The 5,810-nt window shown below is 64.7% G+C and carries 8 protein-coding genes; 7 read left to right on the top strand and 1 reads right to left on the bottom strand.

The annotated features are described in order from the left end of the window. Window positions 1–243: 243 nt before the first annotated feature. From EN781_RS23555 to EN781_RS23540, 4 genes are all read left to right on the top strand, one after another. On the top strand, window positions 244–1,440 hold the full coding sequence (locus EN781_RS23555) for a phosphoglycerate kinase (RefSeq protein ID WP_126057970.1): 1,197 nt from the start codon (window positions 244–246) through the stop codon (window positions 1,438–1,440). 233 nt (window positions 1,441–1,673) lie between these two features. Beyond that, window positions 1,674–2,699, top strand: a complete 1,026-nt coding sequence (locus EN781_RS23550; RefSeq protein WP_126057969.1) for a class I fructose-bisphosphate aldolase — start codon at window positions 1,674–1,676, stop codon at window positions 2,697–2,699. 158 nt (window positions 2,700–2,857) lie between these two features. Next, a complete protein-coding gene (locus EN781_RS23545) occupies window positions 2,858–3,598 on the top strand; it encodes a thioredoxin family protein (RefSeq protein WP_126057968.1) in 741 nt (246 codons plus the stop codon). 55 nt (window positions 3,599–3,653) lie between these two features. Then, window positions 3,654–4,382 carry an SGNH/GDSL hydrolase family protein gene (locus EN781_RS23540; RefSeq protein ID WP_126057967.1) on the top strand — a complete coding sequence of 243 codons (729 nt, stop codon included), beginning with the start codon at window positions 3,654–3,656 and terminating at the stop codon, window positions 4,380–4,382. Window positions 4,383–4,410: 28 nt separating this feature from the next. On the opposite strand, the gene EN781_RS23535 is transcribed toward EN781_RS23540, so the two are convergent. Continuing rightward, window positions 4,411–4,590, bottom strand: a complete 180-nt coding sequence (locus EN781_RS23535; protein WP_189347771.1) for a hypothetical protein — start codon at window positions 4,588–4,590, stop codon at window positions 4,411–4,413. Between the two features lie 182 nt (window positions 4,591–4,772). Between EN781_RS23535 and EN781_RS23530 the strand changes: the two genes are divergently transcribed. From EN781_RS23530 to EN781_RS23520, 3 genes are all read left to right on the top strand, one after another. Then, window positions 4,773–4,940: a hypothetical protein gene (locus EN781_RS23530; protein WP_126057966.1), complete on the top strand. Its 168-nt coding sequence runs from the start codon at window positions 4,773–4,775 to the stop codon at window positions 4,938–4,940. A gap of 214 nt (window positions 4,941–5,154) precedes the next feature. Next, the gene (locus EN781_RS23525; protein WP_189347769.1) at window positions 5,155–5,565 is read left to right on the top strand and encodes a hypothetical protein; all 411 of its coding nucleotides are present in this window, start codon (window positions 5,155–5,157) and stop codon (window positions 5,563–5,565) included. Between the two features lie 74 nt (window positions 5,566–5,639). Further along, window positions 5,640–5,810 (top strand): HTH domain-containing protein (locus EN781_RS23520; protein ID WP_127400376.1); only part of this gene is annotated, 171 nt, incomplete at its 3' end.

Genomic DNA, 5,810 nt, shown 5'->3' with positions numbered 1-5,810 from the left:
CGCCGGCGAGATCGTCGACCGCATCGCCGCCTTCATCCGCGGCCGGCGCAGGCCGGCGCGGGCGCCTGGCGCCGAGACGCCGGCGGAACAGCCCCCGACACCCGAACCGGTCGGGCAAAAGGCAGCGAGCGAAAGCTGATCTTACGCGCCTACATCATTTTTGCGCGCGCGCTTTAACGCGGGCCTTGCATAGTCGCCGGTGGTGGGTAAGGTCCCGGCGATTTTCGCAGAAAGGGACCCAGCATGGCCGGCTTCAAGACACTGGACGACATCGGCAACATCTCCGGTAAGCGCGTGCTGGTGCGCGTCGACCTCAACGTTCCCGTCGCTGACGGCAAGGTCACAGACGTCACCCGCATCGAGCGCATCGCGCCGACCATCTCCGAATTGTCCAGCAAGGGCGCCAAGGTCATCCTGCTCGCCCATTTCGGCCGGCCCAAGGACGGCCCCACGCCCGAATTCTCGCTCGAGCCGATCGCAAATGCCACGGCGGACGTGCTCGGCCGGCCCGTCGGCTTCGCCGCCGACTGCATCGGCGACACAGCAGGCAGCGCCGTCGCCGCCATGGACAAGGGCGATGTGCTGCTTTTGGAAAACACCCGCTTCTACAAGGCTGAGGAGAAGAACGATCCGGCCTTCACCGAGAAGCTCGCCGCCAATGGCGATATCTTCGTCAATGATGCCTTTTCCGCCGCGCACCGCGCCCACTCCTCGACCGAGGGCCTGGCGCATCTGTTGCCGGCCTTCGCCGGCCGCACCATGCAGGCCGAGCTCGACGCGCTGGAAAAGGGCCTTGGCAATCCTGTCCGTCCGGTCGTCGCCATCGTCGGCGGCGCCAAGGTCTCGACCAAGATCGACCTCCTGATGAACCTGGTGAAGAAGGTCGACGCGCTGGTCATCGGCGGCGGCATGGCCAACACCTTCCTTGCCGCGCGCGGCACCGCGGTCGGCAAGTCGCTCTGCGAGCATGACCTTGCCGCCACCGCCAAGCAGATCATGATCGAGGCGGCCGAGGCCGGCTGCGCCATCATCCTGCCGGCCGATGGCGTGGTGGCGAAAGAGTTCAAGGCTGGCGCCGCCAGCGAGACCGTCGCCATATCGGAGGTGCCGGCCGACGGCATGATCCTCGACGTCGGCGAAAAGACCGTGAAGGCCGTCGCCGACTGGATCGACCGCGCCGCCACGCTGGTCTGGAACGGCCCGCTCGGCGCCTTTGAGATCGAGCCTTTCGATCGCGCCACGGTGGCGGCGGCAAAGCACGCCGCCCAGCGCACCAAGGCCGGCAAGCTGGTCTCGGTGGCCGGCGGCGGCGATACGGTGGCCGCGCTCAACCATGCCGGCGTCGCCGACGACTTCACCTATGTCTCGACCGCTGGTGGCGCCTTCCTGGAATGGATGGAAGGCAAGCCGCTGCCCGGCGTCGAGGTGCTGAAGCGCTGAAGCAATTCCAGGAAAATCGGGCTGCGGTTTTTCCGCCCGTGAAAACGGAGCATTCTTGCAGCCAAGCGGTGACGCCTGGGTTGCACGAATGCGACCAGCCCAATCGACTCGATCAACACTCGGCGAGCCGGCCCGGCGGCGCGACATTCGTTCGATTTCGCGCTTTCCGGCATCATTCCTTTGGCGGTAGAGTTCCGTGAACCGCGGAAAACCGCTGTCAGGAGGAAGCAACAATGAGCGAACGTCTCGAAGACATTGCCGCCGCGATCGTGGCCGACGGCAAGGGCCTGTTGGCCGCCGATGAAAGCTCCGGCACCATCAAGAAGCGCTTCGACGTCATCGGCGTCGAATCGACGGCCGACAGCCGTCGCGACTATCGCGAGATGATGTTCCGCGCCGGGGACGCGATGACGCGCTACATTTCCGGCGTCATCCTCTATGACGAGACCATCCGCCAGAAGGCTGCCGACGGCACGCCGCTGGTCGACATCATCAAGGCGTCCGGCGCCATCCCCGGCATCAAGGTCGATGCCGGCGCCAAACCGCTGGCCGGCTTTCCCGGCGACACCATCACCGAGGGCCTCGACGGCCTGCGCGAACGCCTGGCGGATTACTACAAGCTCGGCGCCCGCTTCGCCAAATGGCGCGCGGTGATCGATATTGACGTCGCCAAGGGTGTGCCGTCGGCGACCTCGATCGGCTCGAACGCGCATGCGCTCGCGCGCTACGCCGCGCTCTGCCAGGAGGCCGGCATCGTGCCGATCGTCGAGCCGGAAGTGCTGATGGACGGCGCCCACGGCATCGACACCTGCTACGAGGTCAGCAAGGCGACGCTGCTCAAGCTCTACAGCGAGCTCTATGCCGCGCGCGTCGTGCTCGAAGGCACCATCCTGAAGCCCAACATGGTCATATCGGGCAAGAAATCGGGCAAGCTGGACAGTCCCGAGATCGTGGCCGAAAAGACAATAAAGCTGTTTCGCGAGACGGTGCCGGCGGCGGTTGCGGGCATTGCCTTCCTCTCCGGCGGCCAATCGGACGAGGAGGCGACCGCCAACCTCAACGCCATCAACGCCATCGGCCAGCATCCGTGGAAGCTCACCTTCTCCTATGGCCGTGCCTTGCAGGCAGCCGCGCAGAAAGCTTGGAGTGGCAAGGCGTCGAACATAGCCGCCGGGCAGGCGGCCTTTATCCATCGCGCCCACATGAACCATCTGGCGGCGCTCGGCAAATGGCAGCCGGCGCTGGAAAGGGCCGCCTGACACGTTTCTTCAGACGCGACGAAAAACCCGGGCTACGCGCCCGGGTTTTGTTTTCGCGGCCGGGCATCCCCACTTCTGGGACTGCGTCGAAAGCGCGCCGGCCATGTCGGATCGCCCCGATGTCGAACGTCCTTGGCAGGAGAGGACAGGAGATAGTCATGCATCGCAATGCCATCGTTTCGCGGGAAGACTGGTTCGAGGCGCACAGAAAGCACCTCGAGCGCGAGAAGGAACTGACTCGGTTTCGTGATTGCGTCGCCGCCGAACGGCGCGAATTGCCCTGGCTGAAGATCCGCAAGGACTACGTCTTTGAGAGCGAGCAAGGCCCGAAACGGCTGGCTGGGCTCTTTGGTGAAAACAGCCAGCTGATCGTCTATCACTTCATGCTGGCGCCCGGTTCGAACCATCGCTGCGAGGGCTGCTCCTTCCTCGCCGACCACATAGACGGCGCCAATCTGCATCTCCAGCATCATGACGTGTCGCTGGTCGTGGTGTCGCGCGCGCCGCTGGCCGAGCTGTTGCCCTACAAGCAGCGCATGGGCTGGCGGTTCGACTGGGTGTCGTCCTATGCGTCCGACTTCAACTTCGACATGCAGGTTTCCTTCACCGACAAGCAGATCGCGGCCGGCGACACCACCTACAATTTCGAAAGGCGCGCCCGCACCTCCAAGGACCTGCCCGGTTCCAGCGTGTTCTACAGGGACGAGGCCGGCGATATCTTCCTCACCTTCACGTCGCGCGCTCGCGGCGGCGATCAGCTGATCGGCGCCTATCACTATCTCGACATGACGCCGAAGGGCCGCAACGAGACCGGCCCCTATGGTGGCCTGATGGACTGGGTGCGGCTGCATGACGAGTACGGGGACGTATCCGAGCCGCCGTCGGCGTGTTGCGACTGAACCGGCGCGGCAAGATCGTTCACCCGCACAACAATATGCGCTAAGGGCATGAGCCATGCAGCGCCTGCTCGCCTTCCTCACCTGGCTCGCCTTTCCCGTCTATGTCTGGCAGGGGCTCGGCGTGCGCCGTCGCACCAGCCGCATGCTGCCGGCGCGGGGTCCGGTCATGCATGAGATGCAGGGCAAGGCGCCGGCGATCACGCTGCTGGTGCTGGGTGATTCCTCCGCCGCCTCGGTCGGCATTGGCCATTCCGAGAACGGACTTGCGGCGCAGCTCGCCATCCTGATTTCCGAACGGACCGGCAGTGCGGTGCGCTGGCGGGCGGCCGGCTTCAATTCGGCGACTTCCGGCCAGGTGCGCGACCATGTCCTGCCCAATTTGTCGGCCGATCCGTGGACGCATATCGTGCTCGCCATCGGCACCAACGACACCAAGAACTTCCACTCGGTGCCACGCTTCAAGAAGGAGTTCGGCGGCCTGCTTTACGCGCTGCGCGCCAAATGGCCGGAGGCGCGCGTGGTGTGGTCGCCGGTGCTGGAGTTCACGCGGGCGCCGGCGATGCCATCCTTGCTTGGCAGGATTCTCGAGATCAGGGCCACCGAGATGAACCGGATGGGCAAGCGCCTCTGCCTGGAGCGCGGCGCGGTTCCTGCGTCGCGGCTGCCGATCCTCGATCCGCAGGCCGGCTTTGCCGTCGACGGATTCCACGCCTCGGAAGCCGGCTACCGCGCCTGGGCGGAGCATCTGCTAGCCCCTGTTCTGGGCGAGCAGCCCTTGGCGTAGCGGCGCCCGATGGGGTGGCGCTTCGGCTCTAGCCCCAGTGCCCCAGCACAGCGGTGATCGAGATCGCCGCCATGGCAAGCAGCGCCAGCTTCCAGAAATCGCTGCGCCGCCTCAGCCCCGGCCAGCCGAGCGGCTTGATCAGCTGGATGAGCATGATGCCAATGACAACGAGCGCCAGGAGCTTCGACATGCCGCCTTTGAGCAGCATCGAAGCCTGCTGTCAAAGCCGGCGTCGCACTTCCGGACCCAAACAGAACCGCGCAAGACGGCCGTTTCCCGGGGTGCCGGCCGGGCTGACCGCAATCTTCTTCGCAGACCTGCCACCCTCCTGACAGACTGCTGTCAGCAGGGGTGTGCGATAGTGTTCTCATCGAAAAGAGGAGACCAGCCATGACCAGCTTCACGGTACTGCGCAGCATCGAGCACTATGTCGGCAAGATCCGCACGATGCGCAACGAGATCCGCACCCAGCGTTTCATGAACAGCTTGCCCGCGGACATCCGCAAGGACATTGGCTGGCCGGATATGTACGGCAACGGCCGCCACCTCGACCATTGAACGATTTTTGCAGGCCGCGCTTGGATGCGGACACTGCCGCGCCCAGATGTAGAAGCGACGGAGCGGAAATACTTCGGGCAATCGAGCGTGAGAAAGTTGATGGTTCGAGCAGGATGTAGGCACCCTATCGTCAGCAGACGTGCTGAACCCTCCTGACAGTATGCTGTCAGGAGGGTCGTGTCATGGTGTGGCAGGAGTAGAGAGTGAACTTCGCATGGTGAAGAGCTGGAACGACAGGCTGAACACGCCGGGCGTCAATGGTATCAAGCCGTCGCCGCGGAGCTTCGCCGACGTCGTCGAAGGCCAGCCGATGCTGGTGCCGACGGCGCGCCAGGTCGATGATTTCATCCGCTCGATCCCCGAAGGCGTCGAGATGGACGTCCGCGCGCTGCGCACCGCGCTGGCCATCGAGAACGGGGCTGAAGTGACATGCCCGGTCGCCATTGGCTATCATCTGCGCACTGTTGCCGAGGCCGCCGGCGAGGATCTCGAGCACGGCATGGCGCTGAGCGAGATCGCGCCGTTCTGGCGGGTGCTGGACGCCAGGACGCCGACAACGAGGAAACTGTCCTTCGGCACGGAGTTCGTCGCCGTGCAGCGCAAGCGCGAAGGGCTGAAGCCATAGTGCATGTCGCCCAAAAGTGGGAACCGGTTTTGGGAACCACGACATGCATAGGAACAACATCGAGGAACCATACGATGCGTCGTGCCGACAGGCTCTTCCAGATCGTGCAGCATTTGCGCGGCGGCCGTCTGGTCACTGCCCAGAAGCTGGGTACGTGGCTCGAGGTTTCCGAGCGCACGATCTATCGCGACATCGCCGACCTGCAGTCGACCGGCGTGCCAATCGACGGCGAGGCGGGCGTCGGC

Source organism: Mesorhizobium sp. M4A.F.Ca.ET.090.04.2.1, from assembly GCF_003999085.1.
GTDB lineage: Bacteria > Pseudomonadota > Alphaproteobacteria > Rhizobiales > Rhizobiaceae > Mesorhizobium.
This window is presented reverse-complemented; position numbering and strand designations above follow the sequence as displayed.